General features: G+C 37.9%; 19 protein-coding genes. 7 read left to right on the top strand and 12 right to left on the bottom strand.

Features of this window, described 5'->3' with window-relative positions:
- Positions 1-87 precede the first annotated feature (87 nt).
- A complete protein-coding gene (locus tag MKY13_RS02485) occupies positions 88-600 on the bottom strand; it encodes a YwhD family protein (protein WP_191700767.1) in 513 nt (170 codons plus the stop codon).
- A gap of 65 nt (positions 601-665) precedes the next feature.
- Here MKY13_RS02485 and MKY13_RS02480 point away from each other — a divergent pair, with 65 nt between their 5' ends.
- The gene (locus MKY13_RS02480) at positions 666-851 is read left to right on the top strand and encodes a 2-hydroxymuconate tautomerase (RefSeq protein ID WP_191700766.1); all 186 of its coding nucleotides are present in this window, start codon (positions 666-668) and stop codon (positions 849-851) included.
- Positions 852-938: 87 nt separating this feature from the next.
- Here the strand turns inward: MKY13_RS02480 and MKY13_RS02475 are convergent, their stop codons facing one another.
- Both MKY13_RS02475 and MKY13_RS02470 read right to left on the bottom strand, forming a co-directional pair.
- Positions 939-2,246: an HD domain-containing protein gene (locus MKY13_RS02475; protein ID WP_339215091.1), complete on the bottom strand. Its 1,308-nt coding sequence runs from the start codon at positions 2,244-2,246 to the stop codon at positions 939-941.
- A 188-nt stretch (positions 2,247-2,434) separates the two neighbouring features.
- Complete coding sequence (locus MKY13_RS02470) at positions 2,435-2,659, bottom strand: DUF1450 domain-containing protein (RefSeq protein WP_008404549.1); 225 nt, start codon at positions 2,657-2,659, stop codon at positions 2,435-2,437.
- 221 nt (positions 2,660-2,880) lie between these two features.
- Between MKY13_RS02470 and MKY13_RS02465 the strand changes: the two genes are divergently transcribed.
- Positions 2,881-3,522 carry an RsfA family transcriptional regulator gene (locus tag MKY13_RS02465; protein WP_191700764.1) on the top strand — a complete coding sequence of 214 codons (642 nt, stop codon included), beginning with the start codon at positions 2,881-2,883 and terminating at the stop codon, positions 3,520-3,522.
- Between the two features lie 14 nt (positions 3,523-3,536).
- On the opposite strand, the gene MKY13_RS02460 is transcribed toward MKY13_RS02465, so the two are convergent.
- Positions 3,537-4,364 (bottom strand): biotin/lipoate A/B protein ligase family protein, encoded by an 828-nt coding sequence (locus MKY13_RS02460; protein WP_339215090.1) that lies wholly within the window; start codon positions 4,362-4,364, stop codon positions 3,537-3,539.
- Positions 4,365-4,528: 164 nt separating this feature from the next.
- On the opposite strand from MKY13_RS02460, the gene hemQ reads away from it, so the two are divergent.
- Positions 4,529-5,266 (top strand): hydrogen peroxide-dependent heme synthase, encoded by a 738-nt coding sequence (gene hemQ, locus MKY13_RS02455; protein ID WP_191700762.1) that lies wholly within the window; start codon positions 4,529-4,531, stop codon positions 5,264-5,266.
- Between the two features lie 624 nt (positions 5,267-5,890).
- Here hemQ and MKY13_RS02450 read toward each other — a convergent pair.
- Entirely contained in the window at positions 5,891-6,076 is a 186-nt protein-coding gene (locus MKY13_RS02450) for a hypothetical protein (RefSeq protein WP_191700761.1), read from the bottom strand.
- A 414-nt stretch (positions 6,077-6,490) separates the two neighbouring features.
- On the opposite strand from MKY13_RS02450, the gene gerQ reads away from it, so the two are divergent.
- Positions 6,491-6,802 (top strand): spore coat protein GerQ, encoded by a 312-nt coding sequence (gerQ, locus tag MKY13_RS02445; protein WP_191700760.1) that lies wholly within the window; start codon positions 6,491-6,493, stop codon positions 6,800-6,802.
- Between the two features lie 68 nt (positions 6,803-6,870).
- Here the strand turns inward: gerQ and MKY13_RS02440 are convergent, their stop codons facing one another.
- The 6 genes from MKY13_RS02440 to MKY13_RS02415 form a co-directional block, all read right to left on the bottom strand.
- Complete coding sequence (locus MKY13_RS02440; protein ID WP_339215086.1) at positions 6,871-8,556, bottom strand: methyl-accepting chemotaxis protein; 1,686 nt, start codon at positions 8,554-8,556, stop codon at positions 6,871-6,873.
- A 20-nt stretch (positions 8,557-8,576) separates the two neighbouring features.
- Positions 8,577-9,752 (bottom strand): M20 family metallopeptidase, encoded by a 1,176-nt coding sequence (locus tag MKY13_RS02435; protein ID WP_191700759.1) that lies wholly within the window; start codon positions 9,750-9,752, stop codon positions 8,577-8,579.
- A 137-nt stretch (positions 9,753-9,889) separates the two neighbouring features.
- A complete protein-coding gene (locus MKY13_RS02430) occupies positions 9,890-10,267 on the bottom strand; it encodes a DUF423 domain-containing protein (protein ID WP_339215083.1) in 378 nt (125 codons plus the stop codon).
- 53 nt (positions 10,268-10,320) lie between these two features.
- Positions 10,321-10,593 carry a YwdI family protein gene (locus MKY13_RS02425; RefSeq protein WP_191700757.1) on the bottom strand — a complete coding sequence of 91 codons (273 nt, stop codon included), beginning with the start codon at positions 10,591-10,593 and terminating at the stop codon, positions 10,321-10,323.
- Positions 10,590-10,772 (bottom strand): uracil-DNA glycosylase, encoded by a 183-nt coding sequence (locus MKY13_RS02420; RefSeq protein WP_225223709.1) that lies wholly within the window; start codon positions 10,770-10,772, stop codon positions 10,590-10,592. The genes MKY13_RS02425 and MKY13_RS02420 overlap by 4 nt, the downstream gene beginning before the upstream one ends.
- Positions 10,773-10,811: 39 nt before the next feature.
- Complete coding sequence (locus tag MKY13_RS02415; RefSeq protein WP_339215081.1) at positions 10,812-11,522, bottom strand: uracil-DNA glycosylase; 711 nt, start codon at positions 11,520-11,522, stop codon at positions 10,812-10,814.
- 162 nt (positions 11,523-11,684) lie between these two features.
- Here MKY13_RS02415 and thiD point away from each other — a divergent pair, with 162 nt between their 5' ends.
- From thiD to bshB2, 3 genes are all read left to right on the top strand, one after another.
- Entirely contained in the window at positions 11,685-12,533 is an 849-nt protein-coding gene (thiD, locus tag MKY13_RS02410) for a bifunctional hydroxymethylpyrimidine kinase/phosphomethylpyrimidine kinase (RefSeq protein WP_339215079.1), read from the top strand.
- Between the two features lie 111 nt (positions 12,534-12,644).
- Complete coding sequence (locus tag MKY13_RS02405) at positions 12,645-12,995, top strand: YojF family protein (RefSeq protein ID WP_191700754.1); 351 nt, start codon at positions 12,645-12,647, stop codon at positions 12,993-12,995.
- Between the two features lie 13 nt (positions 12,996-13,008).
- On the top strand, positions 13,009-13,686 hold the full coding sequence (gene bshB2, locus MKY13_RS02400; RefSeq protein WP_191700753.1) for a bacillithiol biosynthesis deacetylase BshB2: 678 nt from the start codon (positions 13,009-13,011) through the stop codon (positions 13,684-13,686).
- Between the two features lie 116 nt (positions 13,687-13,802).
- Here the strand turns inward: bshB2 and larA are convergent, their stop codons facing one another.
- Positions 13,803-15,065 (bottom strand): nickel-dependent lactate racemase, encoded by a 1,263-nt coding sequence (gene larA / locus MKY13_RS02395; protein ID WP_339215077.1) that lies wholly within the window; start codon positions 15,063-15,065, stop codon positions 13,803-13,805.

Below are 15,065 nucleotides of genomic sequence, written 5' to 3'. Positions count from 1 at the left end.
ATTGTTCACCGGATGAATTCATTTTCCCAAAAAATAATTGACTGATTATAAATTTATTTGTGTCTTATATTTACCCTATAAGTAGTTTTACGCTAAATCATTTGCTAATTTTTCATCGCTATTGTTCCACATTTCTTCATTGTGGCTTTTCAGGAAGTCTGCCAATATTTTTTTCGATGGTGCATCCATATGGTCAACGATGATATGGCGCTTCATAGATTTATCCATTCTATTTACATGATCCGCCAATATTTTGTAGCCGCGGCGCTTTTCACGGTTCACAACCATTTCACATGCAGTTACGCCTGCAAAGTAGGCACCGGATTCCTTATGGTCAATCGTCACCCATACTAACCAGTAATTCTTCCCGCCTGCAGAGTCTTCACGGTTCGTTGTAAATTTAATGCCACGCTCTACTTCACTTTTTGCATGCATTGCACCTATATCAACAATCGCCGTTCCTTCTGCGACATCGACAATGACTGGCGACACATTTTCCAGAGAAAGTGAGCCAATGCCAAAACCTTTATGCCCATCGGTTGGATCATTTTTAATAATCGTAAAACCCATTTTTGGTTTAGATTTTTCTTCATTTGCCATTGTAAATACCTCCAAATACGCTAATATAAATACTATACACTATATCTTAACTAGGAGGCGACTATATGCCAATCGTTACAATTAAAATGGTTGAGGGGCGTACAGAAGAACAAAAGCGAGCGCTTGTAGAAGAAGTGACACAAGCTGTTTCAAAAACAGTTGACGCACCAGTAGAAAATGTATCCATTATCATCGAAGAAATGTCTAAAAACCACTTTGCAAAAGGTGGCGTGCGATACAGCGACAATTAATTTGTCCTATATTTCAGTTGACTACGCAGTACACAATGAACATTGCAGTACAAAAGGGATGAATCTGTAAATGATTCACCCCCTTTTTTATATATGCTCAATTAGTTTCTGTATTTCCTGACGTAAAGTTTCCGGAATGTTCTCGTCATCGAATAACTCTTCCGGGTAATAAACTTTATGATCCACTTTTATACGGCCGGCAATTGCTTCAACTATTTGACTTTCCTCTGATAGCTCACACTGCCCACCGTCTTGCATAAGTAAGTATATCGGCTTTTTTGTCCCTTCAATTCCAGGTCGATAAAAGTCATATGGTAAATCGGATGTGGAATCATGTACTAAATAATAATCAGGGTCCATACCCGCCTCTAAAAATAGACGGCGCAGCTCTGCATAAACTTCAGGTTGCTTGAATGGGTTGAGATTTGTATATTGGAACAATTTCCGATTAACGAACCTTCTACATAAATCACGTAAAATCAGGTCCTCTTCCTTCATCCAAAATTGGAAGTATGCGAGCATAATACTTTCATCTAATGCAATATAATCTTCTAGCGTGACATCACCTTTGAAAAAAGCAATAAAAGGCGTTGGCTCATATTTAAACACATAATTACTAGCACATAACACTTTTACCCGCTTTAAAATATTATTGAGTACAACTTCCGCACTCCGTGATACAGGGTGGAAGTAAATTTGCAAATACATTTGGTAACGGCTCATAATATAATGCTCTACTGCATGCATTCCACTTTCTTTTATAACTACGCCATTTTCGCGGGGGCGCATAACACGCATAATACGTTCCATATCAAAATGACCGTAGCTAACGCCTGTATAATAAGCATCACGCTGTAAATAATCCATTCGGTCGGCGTCAATTTGACTTGAAATTAAGCTGACAACCAATTCATTCGGATATGTTTTTTCTATCACTTGGGCGACTTTCTCAGGGAAGTCCTGTGAAACCCTGCGCAGTACTGCATTTACTTCAGTCTCCCCTAGTAGAATTTGACGCGTAAAATATTCATGATCGGTCTCAAATACATTTTCAAAGGCATGGGAAAACGGGCCGTGCCCTAAATCATGCAAGAGCGCTGCACATAAAACAAGTAACCTCTCAGATTCGTCCCATTCTTTTCTTCCTCTGAATACGTCATCTACAATACGGCGTACAATTTCGTACACTCCTAGTGAGTGATTAAAACGGCTATGTTCCGCTCCGTGGAATACTAAATATGTGGTACCTAGCTGTTTAATACGACGCAGTCTTTGAAATTCTCTTGTTTTTATTAAATCCCAAATCACTTGATCCCTAACATGAATATAACGATGGACAGGGTCTTTAAAAACTTTTTCCTCTTGCAGTTTTGTTTTTGCGTATGTCGTCAACATAGCCGACCTCCTTATCCCTTTTCCTTATTATAAGTGAGTTCTCAGTGAAAAAGAAATGAATCCATTAGGCAAAGGTATTATTGCCTTAAATTATTTAAATTCTTTATAAATTATTTTCATCTGCAAAACCCTTATAAACGCGAAAAGGACCTATTCTGAAAATTATTTCAGGACTGGTCCTTACGTCGTTACTTTTTTAGTTTGTCGAGTACCTTTACCATTAACTCCTCTTCAGTTAATGCGGCAACCGGACGATTATTTACAAATGTAAATGTTTTTTTGCGGCCTGGACCACAGTATGAATGACAGCCAATTTCAATCGTTGCTTCTGGATCAATTTCTTTTAATTTTGGAATTAACGTCTTTAAATTAACGGCCTGACATTCATCGCAAACGTGAAATAAGTTTGCCATAGTGTCAACACCTTTCTCTTAGCTATTTTAACCTATTCTTTATTGTATCGCATATTGCTTATTCCATTCAAGTATATACTAGCAATTCCGTCAAAGGTCTGATAGGAATATATTTCTCATTATTCTATCAACAATTTACGATATAGTGAATAAATGTTTTCCTCTTTGGACATGATAGATTTACAACAACAAAACTATCAAAAGATCAGGGGGAGTTTTAAATGACAAAAACAAGACAAGATGCGTGGGTAAAAGAGAATGATGAGTTATTAGCAGAAGCTGTTTTGCGCCATGTTAAAGAAGGAAGCACACAGCTTAATGCTTTTGAAGAGGCTGGTGATTTACTGAACCGAACAGCTGCAGCGTGTGGTTTCCGCTGGAATGCAGTAGTACGACGCATTTACGAGGAAGATTTAGCACAGGCGAAAAAGGAACGAAAAGAGCGTATGCGTATGATGAATACAGCAACAAAGCGCAGAACAACGCCTTTATACTTAATGCCTTCAAATGAAAATCAGCCGACTTCCATTCCACTATCGGCATTATCATTGGATATCGTTATTGCATATTTAGTAAAGTTGCAACATACGAACTCAAATGAGCAAGATTTAGTGAAGTGGCGTAAATTAACATCACTGTTAACAGAACAAAAGAATCAGCTTGAACAACAATTGGCTGCACTTCAAAAAGAAAATAAAGCAATTAAAGAAGATTACGAGCAATTTGTATCTATTATGAATCGCGCTAGAAGACTTGTGGCACTAGAAGATTCAGAGCCGAATGCACCAACATTCAAAATGGAGCGAAACGGCAACTTAATTTCACAATCATCATTAAATGATTCAGGCGAAGCGCTATATTAGCACCTCGCCTTTTTTTATTTATTTAACATTGATTCATTGCGTTTCAATACGCGTTGTAAATAATATTCATATAGTTTCAGTTCACTTTGCTGCAATGGTTTTTCATTTAACTGTCCATTCCATTGAGCTAATAATTTTCGGAGGCGCTCATTCACTTGGGACACAGTGATGTCTTGTCCTGTCAGTTGCTGTAATGAGGCCATAACGTCCGGTTTAATGTCCGGATATTGAAATTTCGTTTCCTCACCTTTTAGACCTGCCCCGTAAAATTGCTTAATCAGCTCTGCTCGCTCACTTCCGCTACCCTCTACACATAAGTAGATTTGTACAGCAATTCCATTTTTCATACGGCGCTGTGATATTCCGGCAAACTTTTTACCATCGATACTTAAATCATATGAACCTGGACAATACGAGCCAACAATTTCATATGCTTCTATTTTAGTTGCGACTTCCGGAAAAAGCTTTCGAATCAATTCAACCATCATTTCAAAGGCATTGTTAATACTAAGAGGTTTGTCTTCCCCTATGACAATGGAAATGTTCAGCACTCCCCCGTCCAGTACAACAGCTAACCCTCCTGAATTCCGGACAATCGGTTCATGACCGTGAAAAATTAATGTTTGCATGCCTTCTTCTATATGCGGTAATCGGTGATCCTGAATGCCTAACACTACTGAATCATCATGCACCCATGTACGAATTGTGGCATCTGACATGTGCTGTCCAACAAGATGGCAAAGTGTGTCATCCATCGCAAATGACTCTAAAGGTGAGCGTTTGTTTGCACTAATCGATTGATCAATGAATCGCCACTTCGTTTGTTTTAAAATTTCGTTCATACATATACTCCTAGCTTAATTTCTCTTCACTTTAGCATACCTCAATTCAAAGTGATGTCAAATTGGTGAAAATATCGATTATGCAGGGTTGAAATGATTTTTTTTTATTGATTTATGCTACACTAACTGTGAATCATTTTCATTTACAAGGAGTGTTTAAGCACATGAATGAAGCAGCAATTACTTTAGATGGCTGGTATGCATTACATGATTTCCGTTCGATTGATTGGGCATCATGGAAATTAGTTTCAGCTGAAGAACGCGAAGCCGCTACGAAAGAATTTATCGCATTTTTAGAAGACTTAAATAAAGATACAGGTTCGAATGCTTTCTACTCTATTATTGGTCAAAAAGCAGATTTCATGATGATGACATTACGCGAAACACCGGAAGAGCTAGGAGAAATCGAAACAAAATTTGCTAAATTGGCAATTGCAGATTTCACTATTCCAACCTATTCTTACGTTTCGATTGTAGAATTATCAAACTACCTAGCTGGTAAGTCGGATGAAGATCCATACCAAAACCCACATGTACGTGCGCGTTTATATCCTGAATTGCCAAAATCAAAATATGTTTGCTTCTATCCAATGGATAAAAAGCGCGATGGCAATGACAACTGGTACATGCTTTCAATGGAAGATCGTAAAAAACTGATGTATGACCACGGTCTAATCGGACGCAGCTATGCAGGTAAAATCAAACAAATCATCACTGGTTCAGTTGGATTGGACGATCATGAGTGGGGCGTTACATTATTCTCTGATGATATGCTTCAATTCAAAAAAATCGTTTACGAAATGCGCTTTGATGAAGTATCAGCCCGCTATGGCGAGTTTGGTGAGTTCCTTGTAGGTAACTTATTAGACAATGAAAAACTGGAAAAATTATTAGCGATTTAATACTCATATACCCGTTCAACCTCTTGATATTTGGTTTATCCATTCATTCGAGTTGCTGAACGGGTTTATTTATGACCTCAAGTTAACGAGAAAATTTTTATTAAACACTTTTCTCTTATCTATCATCAATCGTCCCCACTTATTCACCACTCCCCTATACATAATCGACATTTTATAATGCATATTCGCCACCATCCCCATGAAACGGAAAAAAGATGATTCGATTAGTTCGACTCACCTCAGATCGTCGACAAAAGTCTCGAGAGACCTTTTGTCTTTTTATTATAAATTTTTACTAGATGCTTGCAGGAATAGTTGTTCATGTTCATTGATTTGAATTGATTACTAGTCATCGTAGATATCGTATCTCACTTTATTTAAAGCGATGAATAAGTTGATTGGAGTGGAGGGACCGTGACTCCACCGGGAATCGCACGCGCGGAAGATCCACTAAATTGTGCCTGCCGCCCTTGGCACAATTTAGTTAGCTGGAGCCGTGCCCGGGGAAAGCATCGGTCCCGGAACGGAAATCAACGGTTTTCATTAGTTAACTTTATTTTAATAAAAAAGACTGTAGGCAATCTCGAATTTCTTCGAGTTTGTCTACAGTCTGAGATGAGTCGATTAGTTCGACTCACCTTCAGTATGATCATCCTGTAATTTTAAAATAATAATAATGGTATTAATGAACAAACCCGTTACGATGAGAAGGATTAGTAAATACCAATGAATCGGTTGTTCATAGAATATCGCAACTGCATAGGACAAAAATGCACTAATTATTATCCCTAACCATATACCTATTTTCATGAGGTTCCACTCCCGCGATTTTCATTAACAATGGGCAACAATCTTCTATTTATGTAATTTATATTACCCATTTCATTAAAATTTATTACATCTCCCCAAATAAATTACTCTATAGTATGTTAGGTATTCAAAAAATAACACTGTATCGGTGTTCAACTTTTTTTTTATGCATATACTAAAACGAAAAAGGAGGTTACTTAGAACGCCTATAGTTCAAACAAAAGATAATCTTCCTGTTCGATTAAGACGCTACAAAAGGTTATTCAGTTGACCTGCCTAGTAGTATGGACAATAGCGTAGTAGTCACATATTGAATCTGAGTGTGATGAGTATCGGCAACTGCAACTTGTCTAGCGGTAAACTAAATTTATTTAATGAAAGGATGCAAAATTGACTTATTACTGGACGTCTCCAATGCAACAAATGAACCCTTCGGCGGTTACAATGCCTTCGACTATGCAAGGGGTAGGCTTTCCACGAGAGGAATCCTATATTGAAAATATTCTACGGTTAAATCGTGGGAAACCAGGTACGTTTTATTTTTCATTTGATAATGCGGTAGCTGGCAGCAATACGCGTGCTGTTCGCGGTGTTGTCGAAGCAGCAGGACGCGACCATGTTATTTTACGTGATTTAAAGAATAACCATCGCTTCTTGTTCCCGATGATTTACTTTGATTATGCTGAATTTGATGAGGAATTAAGCTACTTTACACAAACACCTTAATAGGCGGTAAGTCTTTTAAGGTGCATGAAAAAGCAAGGTGCCTTCACAAAGCACCTTGCTTTTTATATTTACACTTTAAATTGCTGTATTTCCTGTTGTAGGTTTTGGGCATTGTCACTTAATGTAGCTGCCACTGCATTGACTTGCTGCATCGTTGCCGTTTGTTCTTCCACGGCTGCTGCTATCATTTCGAGGTGGCTACTCGATTCGTTTGAGCCATTGGCAATTTCATTTACCGAAGCAGTTACTTGTTCTGCACTTGCCGAAAGCTGTTCCGATGTAGCTGAAATTTCTTCTATTTGCATAGACATTTCGGTTACTGCATCCACAATCGATGTAAATGATTGTCCTGCATTTGTAATGATATTCACTCCGTCGTTTACAGATATTAAAGAATCCGATACAGCACGCTCGACATTTTCTGTATCTGCTTTAATTTCAAGTGTTAAGTTGACGATTGAATTGGCTGAGTTTTTCGATTGCTCCGCCAGCTTACGTACTTCATCCGCTACAACTGCAAATCCTTTTCCGTGCTCCCCTGCCCGTGCTGCTTCAATGGCAGCATTTAATGCAAGCAGATTCGTTTGATCTGTAATTGCCGTAATAATTTGCGAGATATTATTGATTTCCTCTGTTTGTTGGGCAAGCTTTTGCACTAAATCATTAACTGAATTTGTAGAGGAACTAATAATTTTCATTTGCTGTTGTGCATCATGAATAATTTGACCACCATTTCTCGCTGTTTGTGTCGCATCAACAGAATTGCCATGTAATTTTTGAGTCGCTTCTGCAATTCGCTGTACTCCGGCTGCTGTCTCTTCCATTGCACGAGCACTTTCGTTCGAAGCATGTGCAGAGATTTGAGATCTTTCTGCGGTATGACTAACACGTGTCGTCACATCTTCTGTTGTTGCCGTAATTTCTTCTGTACTCGCTGAAAGTTCTTGCGCAGCAGCACTTACTTGCTCTGAATTCATTTGCATATTTTTAATAAGGTTCGCTAAATTGCTTTTCATCAAATTGAAGGATTTACTTAGCTGACCGATTTCGTCAGTTGTTTTCACAACAAAATCCTGCTGTGATAAGTCTCCTGATGCAATAATATTCGCTTCTTTTACTATGTTCTTTAACGGTGATGTAATTGTTTTACGAATAAATAACATCACAAGTACAGCTATAAATATACTAATTGCCAAGGCAATACTTGCAACCGTTTGAGAAAAGGAAATTGAATTGGCGGCTTTTGTACTAATCACTTCAAGCTGCTGCTCCTGATATGAAACAATCTGATTTGTCACATCAAACATGCCGTTACTTGCCACATGAAGCTTCGTATTAATAAATCCATTTGCCAGTATTTGGTCTCCGCGATTATATGCATCGACCATATCTAGGTAACCATTGTTAAAATCATCTCGGAACTTCTTTACTTGCTCCATATATTCCTGCATTGTATTACTTACAACCAATGATTCCAAATAATCAATTTCCGTGTCCAATAATTCATTGTACTGCTTAAAGTTATCGAAAGATTCCTCTTTGCCGTCCAACACGATGGCACGTGCATACATCCCTTGCATTCCTATATTCAGGCGGATTTGATCGACCGAACGGATTTGTTCAACACGATGGTTTAGTGCTTCATCCATATCGCCCTGAATTTTATTTAAACTAATAAAGTTAAGAACTACAGTAATCGTAATTAAAACAATCATTAAAATGAAAGCAGAATTTAACTTTTTCCCAACACTCATTTTGATATCCCTTCCTTCTGTCAATCATTCTCTAGAAAGTCCAATGCAGCCTGTCCTAAAACTTTTGCGGCAATCAGCATGGCTCTTTCATCAAAATTAAATTTGGCATGATGATGTGGGTAAACCGTTTCCCACTGTGGATCTTTGGCTCCAGTAAAGAAAAATGTGCCTGGAATATGCTGCATATAATAGCCATAATCCTCACCAATCATAAACGGAGGACACTCCGTCACCTTTTCTACTCCACTTGTTTGCTCTGCTACTTTTGCTATAAACTTTGTTTGTTCTTCATGGTTAACAACAGGTGGATATCCATCAAAATATTCATAACTATACGTAGCGTGCATTCCTAAACAAGTTGCTTTTAACAATAATTCGATTTCTTCTTTTATTTGCCTGCGGACCTGTTCATCTAGAGCACGTACTGTCCCTTGTATTTTCACTGTATCGGCGATGACATTAAACGGATTGATTGCTTCAAACTGACCAATTGTCACAACCCCCGATTGCAGCGGTGCGATCCGGCGGGAAATAATCGTCTGTACTTGCGTAACAAAGTGGGCTCCTACGACTATTGCATCCACCGAATGCTGTGGCTCTGCGCCATGTCCGCCCTTACCTTGAATTACAATTTCAAATCGGTCTGCTGCTGCCATAATTGCCCCATCTTTTACAAGCACTTCTCCTAATGGGGTTGGTGCCCATAAATGTGTCCCAAAAATAACGTCCACACCGTCTAGGCAGCCATCTTCAATCATGGCCAATGCACCACCAGGAGCTAACTCCTCTGCATGCTGATGAATAAAAACAATATTACCGGACAATTGATCCTGCATACCGACCAATACTTTTGCTAAAACGAGTAATGTTGCCGTATGACCGTCGTGACCACACGCATGCATTACACCATCGTTTTTAGATTTATAAGGCACATCATTTAATTCCTGAATAGCCAATGCATCAAAATCCGCACGTAAAGCAACCGTTTTTCCTGGCTTGGTACCTCTTAGTGTGGCTACAACTCCACGTCCCCCTACATACTCGCGCACTTCTAATCCAAGCTCACGATGAAAATTTGCAATATATGCGGGTGTATGTACTTCCTCATGCGATACTTCAGGATGCTCATGTAAATAGCGACGTATAATCACCATTTCTTCAAAATGATCTTCCAGCTTTAATAATAATTGGTTCATTTTCCTTACCCCTTTACTAACCTACTTTATAACTATACAATAAATTCAAACAATTTAGATAAAAGATTTATTTTTCCTAGTAAAATAATAAAAAAAGCATATACTACCATTTTTAGGAGTATATGCTTTCTATTTACCTATGACTTTTTTACTACTGATATTATAACCATTATCCAACCAATTAAAAATAGGACACCACCGATAGGAGTAATAGCTCCCAATATGCCGATTCCTGTTAAAGCTAATAGCATTAGACTTCCTGCAAAAATGACGATTCCTGCATTAAAACAAATCATTGCTATTTTCAATTGCTTTACTTCACCTAAAATAGCCTTTGACATTAATATACCGACTAATATGAGTGCTGTTGCATGGAACATTTGATATTGTATGGCTGTATCCCATATTCCTGTACTGTAGTCATCTAGCATATCTTCCAGTGCATGTGCTGCGAATGCGCCTAATGCAACTGCTAAAAAGCCATGAATCGCTCCTGATATTATTGAACCTTTCATTATCTTACCTCTTTCTTTTATATATTCAACGATTCCCTATTTAGTAATAACAATTAAAAATCAAAAAGTGAATCCCCATTTGCATCCTCTTCCTCGAGCTTTTGCGACGGAATTGCAACAGGCTGTGTATATACAGGTGAGGAAACAGTCGTACTAACAAGATTTGTAGCCGGGAGCTTTGTAGAGTTTATTTTTTCGTCCAATACGACATCACACAATGCACGAATAGCCGTGAGCTTTTCACGAGCCCGTTGCTCCGTTGTCGCATGAGTAGCTTCTGCGGTCAACTTTTCAATTTGTTTGATGATTGTTTCATACGTGATCATCTCCCATTGTCCCCTCCTCTATTTTTCGGCACAAACTTTAAGCAATCCATTCCCGATGACTGTTTTACAACGAGAGATGGTAGCTGCTTCGTTTTAAAACCATAAGCCGTACACCCGCGCGGATTATTTTGATCCCATGTCACACGGAAAAAATGACATTTAAAGCAATCAACTTTCATTTGCCGCTCCCTCTCTTTCTATCATTACTTTACCATGCTTCACAGTAAAAGTTTAGATTGTTTAGAACCATTCTCATCTAAACACCAATTTATGGGCTTTTCACCTATCGACTGAAGTGCTTCATTTGTTTTTGAGTAGGGTCTGCTTCCAAAAAATCCACGATGGGCACTTAATGGGCTTGGGTGAGGTGCCTGGAGAATAATATGCTTATCGGAAATTCGTTCAATTAAAATCCGTTTACTTTGCGCTGGCTTTCCCCATAATAAAAAGACGATTGGTTGAACGCGCTCTGCAAGTTTTTCTATAACTGCATTAGTAAACTGTTCCCATCCTTGTCCTTTATGAGAATTCGCTTTTCCTGCCTGGACAGTTAATACAGTATTCAGCAATAAAACACCTTGTTTTGCCCAAGATGTTAAGTCTCCATGCTCAGGTATTTCGCAGCCCATGTCCTGCTGTAACTCTTTCATCATATTTCTTAAGCTTGGTGGCAATTTTTGACCTTGTTCGACCGAAAAACTAAGTCCATGCGCCTGATTGGGACCATGATATGGATCTTGTCCTAAAATGACTACTTTAACCGAATCATAATCTGTCAGCATAAAGGCATTTAAAATATGTTCTTTTTTTGGATAAACAGTTTCCAACTCATACTGCGTGGATAAAAAACTTTGCAGGTTTTTATAATAAGACTGCTGCACTTGTGCTGCCAAAATTTCCTTCCAACTATTAGTTAATTGTTCAATCATAGTTTCACCTCACCTCAAACGGTATTGAAATTTATAGAGAAGTTCAAGTAATTTCTTCTGACCTTAAAGTTTTTTCTTTTTCTGGCTATTTTTATATAGTCAGATAAGCGCTATACTAAGCATTATTATTATTCGAATATTCACTTTAAGGAGATATGTTTTATGACACTAAAAAAAACTTTAACAATTGCAGGTTCTGACACTTCCGCAGGTGCAGGGATGCAGGCAGATTTAAAAGCTTTCCAGGAACATGGTACTTACGGAATGGTCGCATTAACAGTAGTCGTAACAATGGATCCTATAACTTGGAGCCATACTGTGACACCATTGCCGACAGACCTTTTGCAAAAACAAATCGATACAGCCCTTTCTACAGGAGTAGATGCAATTAAAACAGGAATGCTTTCTACAGAAGAGATTATACAAATGGCATCACAGGCCATTCAATCTTCAAGAACGGATAAAGTAGTTATCGATCCAGTAATGGTATGTAAAGGCGATGACGAAGTATTAAATCCTGGCAATACAACAGCTATGGTTAATTATCTATTACCTCATGCTACAGTTGTTACACCTAACCTTTTTGAAGCAGGTCAACTGGCTGGAACAGGTACACCAAAATCAATTGAGGAAATGCAGGCTGCCGCAGTAAAAATACATGAGCTTGGGGCAAAAAATGTTGTCATTAAAGGCGGAAAAGCATTAGTACATGATAAAGCGGTTGATTTATTTTATAATGGACAGGAATTCAAATTACTTGAATCCGAAAAAGTCACTTCAACTTATAATCATGGGGCAGGCTGTACATTTGCAGCTAGTATTTGTGCCAATTTAGCAAATGGTCTTTCTGTTGAAGAATCCGTAATAGAAGCGAAGGAATTCGTTTCGGCTGCAATTAAACATGGCTGGGCTTTAAACGACCATGTCGGTCCAGTTATGCATGGTGCTAAACCCCGATTTGGCGCACCGAAAGTAACGGTCACAACGATCCCTAACTACATTAATGCATAAAATATACTAAGTCGCACAGGAATTCGCTTCTTGTGTGACTTTTTCTTTTCATACTCCACAAAATTTGACTATACTATTAACAGATAGATTCGAAAGGAGTTAATAAGAGTGATGAAGGAAGTAAATACTAACGAGCTCCAGGAATTACTTAATTCTTTTGCGAACAAAGACGTTTTTATTCATCTAGAAACTACGAATGGCTCTTATGCAACACACTATAATGAAAACTTTTTCAATGCAGGGGCGTTTATCCGCAATGTACAATTACGTTATGAATTAGGGAAAGTTGTAGGAGATGCCCCGCACCGTGTTGGCTTGAAAATGCCACATGGTTGGGTATATGCACAAGGAATTACACATTTTGAATTAGACGATCAAGGTCGCTTATTAATGGCTGGAATTGATAATACAGGAAAGCTAGCGATTGCGTTGGAAATTAGCGAATCGCCATTTGCTTATTAAGGAGGTTGCTTACATGACATTACAAGAAGAACGCCATGTTTTGGTCGTTTACCCTCACCCAGATGATGAAGCCTTTTCGGTTGCAGGTACATTACGCTTATATCACAATATGGGAGTTCCTGTTACATATGCTTGTTTAACATTAGGGGAAATGGGCCGGAATCTAGGAAACCCTCCGTTCGCCACTCGTGAATCATTACCGGAAATACGTAGAAAAGAACTGATTGCTGCTTGTGAAGCAATGGGTATAGAAGATTTACGTATGATGGGTTTACGTGATAAAACGGTGGAATTTGAAGATGATGAAAAGATGATCAAACTCGTAACCGATTTAATTGTGGAACTTAATCCTTCTTTAATTTTCACATTTTTACCTGGTTTTGCAGTGCACCCTGATCATGAAGCAACTGGTCGTGCAGTAGTAGAGGCCGTTCGTCGAATTGATAAGCAATATCGTCCTCGTATTTTAGCATGCGCTTTTGCCAACGATACAGTCGAGAAAAATGGAGAGCCCGATGTAACAATAGATATTAGCTCTGTCAAAGAAGACAAATTAAAGGCGTTAAAAGCCCATATTTCCCAAACGGGCTGGATGTTGCAAGAAACAGAAAAACGTATCGATGAAGGTGAAGTTTTATCGGACAGCTGGTTAAATACTGAAAAATTTTATAATGTTACATTTAACGATTAATTCTTTCTATATTCTTAAAAGGTATTGAATTTACATCAAAAATAATCAAAATAAAAAGCGTCGCAAATTTTGTTTTGCGACGCTTTATTGTCTATCTGGAATTAGAAATAGTTCCCCTACTCTTCTACATAAGGAATAGTCAATGGACCAATTGGTAATATTGCAATAGAATAGTTTGGACCATATTTCTCCTTCAATTGCTCCAGTAATACTTCAATATCTTCTACATAATTTAACATACTATTCTCAACTTGCTCTCGTGTTAATGTTGAATATAAATGAACATCCGCCCATACTTGGATTACAGCTTGTTTTTGAACTTGCCATTGATCAAACTTTTTAAAATTTTCATCATTAATCATGTCAAGCAGTTCTTGTGGGGTTTTTCTCATTTGCAATATTTCTGCATAATTTCCGTGGTTAGGTAAACCATCTATACACTCTGCAGCACAAATAATCGTACCACCTTCTTTTACAATTTTTTGTGCGGCACTCATACCTTTAACCGCTTGATATAAATTTTGGTCTAATGGATAACCAGAATTCGATGTAATAACTACATCAAATCGATCTTCGCATTTCACCATCGTATGTTCTTTTACATATGCACAGCCTAAATCATGAGCTTCAATTAATTCTCCTGCAAATACATTTGTAATTTTCTTTTCGCGATTTAATGTAACATTTAACATAAAATGGGGTTTACACATACCATTAATTTCACGTGTCATATCTTGCAATGGATTATCAATCATATTTCCCCATGTAGCTAAAGGATGTCCAATCATTTTTGCATTATGAAATGTCATAATTGTTTCAATACCGGCAATACCAGGCATTATTCCTTTTGGTCCTCCAGAAAATCCAGCAAAAAAGTGTGGCTCTATAAATCCTGTTACAATTCGAAAATCTGCTTCTACATATTCAGAATTCAGCCAAACATCACAGCCAAATCTGCTTGTTCCAACTTTTGTTTGAGTAGATTTATCATGACAACTATTATTGATAATCCGAATATTTTTGACAATATCTTCACCCAACATTTGAATAAATTCTTCTTCCGTTTGATCACGATGTGTCCCCGTACCATTTATAATAACAAAATTCTCTTTTGGGACATGGGGTAGCGCATTAATAATCGCAGGAACGATTTTTTCATTTGGTGTAGGACGTGTAATATCACTTATAACAATTGCAACTTTGTCTGTTTCTTTTACGATTTCATGAATCGGTGAAGTACCAATAGGGTTTAATAACGCTTCGTTCAATGCCCCCATCTCATCATCCATACCGTTAATGCTTTTTGGTTCTAAAACGACAGAATGGTCAGGTACATTAATTTTTAATTCTCCTTTTCCATACAATAAAGACACTTCCAT

Source organism: Solibacillus sp. FSL W8-0372, from assembly GCF_037969735.1.
Lineage (GTDB): Bacteria > Bacillota > Bacilli > Bacillales_A > Planococcaceae > Solibacillus > Solibacillus faecavium.
This window is presented reverse-complemented; position numbering and strand designations above follow the sequence as displayed.

What these genes read in the sequence shown, in the direction of transcription:
- MKY13_RS02485 (WP_191700767.1), bottom strand. Translation starts at nt 600, where the DNA reads ATGGCAAATGAAGAAAAATCTAAACCAAAAATGGGTTTTACGATTATT.
- MKY13_RS02480 (WP_191700766.1), top strand. Translation starts at nt 666, where the DNA reads ATGCCAATCGTTACAATTAAAATGGTTGAGGGGCGTACAGAAGAACAA.
- MKY13_RS02475 (WP_339215091.1), bottom strand. Translation starts at nt 2,246, where the DNA reads ATGTTGACGACATACGCAAAAACAAAACTGCAAGAGGAAAAAGTTTTT.
- MKY13_RS02470 (WP_008404549.1), bottom strand. Translation starts at nt 2,659, where the DNA reads ATGGCAAACTTATTTCACGTTTGCGATGAATGTCAGGCCGTTAATTTA.
- MKY13_RS02465 (WP_191700764.1), top strand. Translation starts at nt 2,881, where the DNA reads ATGACAAAAACAAGACAAGATGCGTGGGTAAAAGAGAATGATGAGTTA.
- MKY13_RS02460 (WP_339215090.1), bottom strand. Translation starts at nt 4,364, where the DNA reads ATGAACGAAATTTTAAAACAAACGAAGTGGCGATTCATTGATCAATCG.
- hemQ (WP_191700762.1), top strand. Translation starts at nt 4,529, where the DNA reads ATGAATGAAGCAGCAATTACTTTAGATGGCTGGTATGCATTACATGAT.
- MKY13_RS02450 (WP_191700761.1), bottom strand. Translation starts at nt 6,076, where the DNA reads ATGAAAATAGGTATATGGTTAGGGATAATAATTAGTGCATTTTTGTCC.
- gerQ (WP_191700760.1), top strand. Translation starts at nt 6,491, where the DNA reads ATGCAACAAATGAACCCTTCGGCGGTTACAATGCCTTCGACTATGCAA.
- MKY13_RS02440 (WP_339215086.1), bottom strand. Translation starts at nt 8,556, where the DNA reads ATGAGTGTTGGGAAAAAGTTAAATTCTGCTTTCATTTTAATGATTGTT.
- MKY13_RS02435 (WP_191700759.1), bottom strand. Translation starts at nt 9,752, where the DNA reads ATGAACCAATTATTATTAAAGCTGGAAGATCATTTTGAAGAAATGGTG.
- MKY13_RS02430 (WP_339215083.1), bottom strand. Translation starts at nt 10,267, where the DNA reads ATGAAAGGTTCAATAATATCAGGAGCGATTCATGGCTTTTTAGCAGTT.
- MKY13_RS02425 (WP_191700757.1), bottom strand. Translation starts at nt 10,593, where the DNA reads ATGATCACGTATGAAACAATCATCAAACAAATTGAAAAGTTGACCGCA.
- MKY13_RS02420 (WP_225223709.1), bottom strand. Translation starts at nt 10,772, where the DNA reads ATGAAAGTTGATTGCTTTAAATGTCATTTTTTCCGTGTGACATGGGAT.
- MKY13_RS02415 (WP_339215081.1), bottom strand. Translation starts at nt 11,522, where the DNA reads ATGATTGAACAATTAACTAATAGTTGGAAGGAAATTTTGGCAGCACAA.
- thiD (WP_339215079.1), top strand. Translation starts at nt 11,685, where the DNA reads ATGACACTAAAAAAAACTTTAACAATTGCAGGTTCTGACACTTCCGCA.
- MKY13_RS02405 (WP_191700754.1), top strand. Translation starts at nt 12,645, where the DNA reads ATGAAGGAAGTAAATACTAACGAGCTCCAGGAATTACTTAATTCTTTT.
- bshB2 (WP_191700753.1), top strand. Translation starts at nt 13,009, where the DNA reads ATGACATTACAAGAAGAACGCCATGTTTTGGTCGTTTACCCTCACCCA.
- larA (WP_339215077.1), bottom strand. Translation starts at nt 15,065, where the DNA reads ATGGAAGTGTCTTTATTGTATGGAAAAGGAGAATTAAAAATTAATGTA.